This window comes from Mucilaginibacter sp. P4_G9 (assembly GCF_056400985.1).
The window spans coordinates 1-1,964 of sequence record NZ_JBFUKF010000639.1 but is presented as its reverse complement, the minus strand read 5'-3'; the positions used below and the strand labels follow the sequence as shown (position 1 = coordinate 1,964).

General features: G+C 43.6%; 1 protein-coding gene. It reads left to right on the top strand.

Annotation, left to right across the window (positions count from 1 at the left end; all coding sequences use genetic code 11):
• Nucleotides 1–172 precede the first annotated feature (172 nt).
• Nucleotides 173–1,873: a GH39 family glycosyl hydrolase gene (locus AC1DPZ_RS26240; RefSeq protein ID WP_477409053.1), complete on the top strand. Its 1,701-nt coding sequence runs from the start codon at nt 173–175 to the stop codon at nt 1,871–1,873.
• Nucleotides 1,874–1,964 lie beyond the last annotated feature (91 nt).

The window sequence follows — 1,964 nt, the reverse complement described above, 5'->3', positions numbered from 1 at the left end:
GGCTTATGTAAGTATGATGTTCCTGAAAACGGGCAAGATTGCGGGCCATTGCGATCTTTCCCGTTTAGCGCTTCCAACGGTAACGGTTGAATATTGCGTAACCGAACATGCCATAAGTATAAAGTTAGATGATTGGATAAAAGATAAAATAAACAAAAAACAATAATTAAATATGAAGAAGCTATTGAGCAACAGTTTGAAGGTTTTATTAATGATATTGGCTTTATACAGCCGGGCTGTTGCTCAGCATATTTCAAATGAACCGACACATATAGCAGTAGATCTATCAAAGCCTATAGCCCCAATGAAACCAATTTGGGCCTGGTTTGGTCACGATGAACCTAATTATACCTATATGAAGGATGGCAGGAAACTGCTTACCGAACTGGCAGCCTTAAGCCCTGTACCCATTCATTTGCGGGTACATAACCTGCTTACTACGGGCGATGGTACCGCGGCCCTGAAATGGGGATCGACCAATGCTTATACCGAAGATGCAAACGGCAAGCCTGTTTATAACTGGCACCTGGTGGATAGTATATTTGACACTTATATTAAACTGGGGATTAAACCATATGCCCAAATTGGTTTTATGCCCGAGGCCCTGTCAACCCATCCGAAACCTTACCGGCACTATTGGAAACCTGGCGACAATTATAATGATGTTTATACCGGCTGGACCTACCCACCCAATGATTATAATAAATGGGAAGAGCTGATATACCAATGGGTAAAACATTCGGTTGAAAGGTATGGGAAAAAAGAGGTGGAAAGCTGGTACTGGGAAGTATGGAACGAGCCCAATATAGGCTACTGGAAAGGCACCATGCCCGAATTTTTTAAGATGTATGATTATGCTGCTCATGGCCTTAAAAGAGCTTTGCCGACCGCCAAAATAGGCGGACCGGAAATAGCCGGAGGATCGAGCCAAAGCGGGATGAAGTTTTTGAAAGCCTTTATTGAGCATTGCGTAGCCGATACCAATTATGCCACCGGCAAAATAGGTTCGCCGCTGGAAGTGATATCATTTCATGCAAAAGGGCAGCCGGCAATAACAAATGGCCACGTGTGGATGAATATGGCCCCGCAGTTGCGTGATATTGCCGAAGGATTTAAAATTGTGGCATCGTACCCGCAAACTAAAAATGTGCCGATAGTTATAGGCGAATCTGACCCCGAAGGCTGCGCTGCCTGCGGTATGGCTACCAATCCATCCAATGCTTACCGTAATGGCACCATGTACTCCAGCTATACTGCGGCTTCCTTTGCCCGTAAGTACCTGCTGGCTGATTTAGTTGGTATTAACTTTATGGGTGCTGTTTCCTGGTCGTTTGAGTTTGAGAATCAGCCGTGGTTTTACGGATTTCGTGATTTAGCTACAAATGGCGTAGATAAACCTGTGCTCAATGTGTTCCGGATGTTTGGCAAGATGACGGGGCAACGGGTAAGCGCTTTAAGTAACCATATGTATCCGCTGAAAACGGTTTTGGATTCCAGCATCCGGCAGCAAACCGATATTGGTGTGTTGGCTTCGCATGATGCCAGGTCAGCATCCGTAATGATCTGGAACTATCATGATGAAGATAAACAGGGATCGCCCGAACCAATAAAATTATCAATTAACCATCTACCAGCAAAAACAGTGACCCTAACACATTACCGTATTGACAACGAGCACAGTAACTCCTACGAATTATGGAAAAAAATGGGGTCTCCACAAACGCCCACACCAGCCCAGATAGCTGAATTAGAAACAGCCGGACAACTCCAAACACTGGGTAAACCCGTAAGGTTGAGAAATAATAATGGAAGCCTGGTAATGGATATTTCATTACCACGACAAGGCGTATCCTTAATTAAATTAAACTGGTAACACAGTTTAAATGCCCGGTTTAAATGATAATTGTTAAACTTATATTTCAAAATTGTCAAATGCTAACTGGTTACCGCTAACAAATTTACAG

Excerpts from the sequence above, each read along its gene's own strand:
- AC1DPZ_RS26240 (WP_477409053.1), top strand. The coding sequence starts at position 173 with ATGAAGAAGCTATTGAGCAACAGTTTGAAGGTTTTATTAATGATATTG.